Origin of the sequence: Endozoicomonas sp. ONNA2, from assembly GCF_024606365.1 — a bacterium.
Taxonomy (GTDB): domain Bacteria; phylum Pseudomonadota; class Gammaproteobacteria; order Pseudomonadales; family Endozoicomonadaceae; genus Endozoicomonas.
This window is the reverse complement of record NZ_JAHHPO010000414.1, coordinates 1-1,871: the sequence shown is the minus strand read 5'-3', so window position 1 is coordinate 1,871 and position 1,871 is coordinate 1. Positions and strand designations below refer to the sequence as shown.

Annotated in this window: 2 protein-coding genes; both read right to left on the bottom strand. The window is 43.2% G+C overall.

Annotated elements, in window-relative coordinates; all coding sequences use genetic code 11:
- Window positions 1–150: 150 nt before the first annotated feature.
- Window positions 151–366 (bottom strand): hypothetical protein, encoded by a 216-nt coding sequence (locus tag KDK14_RS07495; RefSeq protein ID WP_257264444.1) that lies wholly within the window; start codon window positions 364–366, stop codon window positions 151–153.
- A gap of 231 nt (window positions 367–597) precedes the next feature.
- The gene (locus KDK14_RS07490) at window positions 598–1,791 is read right to left on the bottom strand and encodes an AarF/UbiB family protein (RefSeq protein WP_257264443.1); all 1,194 of its coding nucleotides are present in this window, start codon (window positions 1,789–1,791) and stop codon (window positions 598–600) included.
- Window positions 1,792–1,871 lie beyond the last annotated feature (80 nt).

Below are 1,871 nucleotides of genomic sequence, written 5' to 3'. Positions count from 1 at the left end.
TCGTCAAATAGCCCCGCTATTCTCCTCAGAATCAGAAATTTTTATCCTCAATTTCTCGCTACGGGCGCTACTCTCGGACAGCCTCCTGGTGTTTGTTGTTTTCAGACAAAACTCAATTGTAGTCAAACGGAGCACAACCGAAGTGTTTGGCTATAAACATTTGTTACTCTGCGCCTGAAAAATTATTTCCTGCTGGCTTTGGTCCGGCATTATTGACCAGGACCTCAATATTGCGAAATCCGTCAGGCAATGAATCCACCATACTGCCCGGGTATCACGAACGTCCAAAGTGACACGATGAATCGATACTTCAAGCGACAACTCTTCCACCAGTTCTTCCACCAGTTCTTCCACCAGTTCTTCCACCAGTGCCTGCAGACGTTCTGAACGACAGCCTTTGATTATCAGGGAATGGCCATGTTTAGCACACTGGCTAAACCAAAACGGAGGTTGACCCTGTGATCAAAACGGTGGATGAACTCATTGTGCTTGACTCCATTACTTCTGCTGCAGAGTGCCTTAGGCAGTATATGTACAATGCCAAAATCATCATAAATAGGGCATGCCGAAGACGCAGTTTTTTCTGCGAAAATGCAACTAATAATCGTCACGGGTGCGTTGGTTGTAAGCCTGTATCTGCATAAAGACCCTCATCAATAACGCGTTACCCGGCGAATGAAACCCCTTTTCGTAAAGATAATCATCAAAAGAATGTACAACATCAGAGCAGACTTGTTTTTTATTGGTGTCATCAATCTGTTTGTTTTTTAACACCGCTTTTGAGAGCAAATTGATCAGGCCTTGAAAGAAATCCTCTTCGGAAATACTCTGCCCCGTCTCCGGCGACGAGGTCCATCTGAGTTGAAACAATTGGTAGATATCGCTGCAAATACCCCTGATTTTCATCCCCGGACTATACCTGCGAAGGGTAAACTCCGAGTCCTGTTTGCTGGCAAAAATCTTACGCCAATCATTAATAAATTTTTTGTTGTCTTGAAGATAATCATCAGTTAATGGATAGATGACTGAATCCATAACACTATCCGTCTGGCATAATTCAGAAAACTCCGAGACGGACAGAGGTTTATCATTCTCATGGTAACGTTGATGAAAGAACAGGAATAAATCGGTGACCAGGCTATCACAAAGCAAACTTTGGGCTGCTTGATCAAAGTTATCGACAGAAATGCAGTTACCATGGTCGATGAAATAAATACCAATATGGTCACTCTCCAATTTCAGCATGAAGTTGCCTTCTTGAAAGTCGCTATTAATAAAACCCGACTTCCTTGCTGCTTCCACATAAACCTTTACTAGCAGGGTGCGGAGTTCCTTCATAATATTTTCTACTTCAAAACTATCAATTCCTAACCTCTCCCCCCCGCTCCAGTCTGGTTTCCACTGATCAAATAACCTTGCGATTGCAGCATCCCGATCAAGGGTGCAACCATTGACAAGTTCCATGACCAAAGCATCGGGACTCGAAATATGTTCAGCAATCTCGGGCACCTTGAACTTTAACGGTATCCCTTGAATATGATTACCCAGATCTAAAGTTTCCGGAACTGGAACAGAATAACTTTTTGTTCGTGACAAATCAGCCAACACACGACCTTGTGTTTTGGTATGGTCAAGCTCTATTGATAAATTTCCCTCCTGCTCGAAGGATTCCAGAGCATCTATATAATGGCTAATGTCAATATCATTGATTGGTAAATTACCGGTGGCACGCATGAGAGGTAGAAAGACATTTTTCAGCACCAGCACATCTTTGTGGATTTCACCTGACAATTCCTCCGATACACATTTAACCGCATACGGTGTTTGTCAACATAGTTGTCGCCTCAACTCACACAGCTTGACTTAGCTGC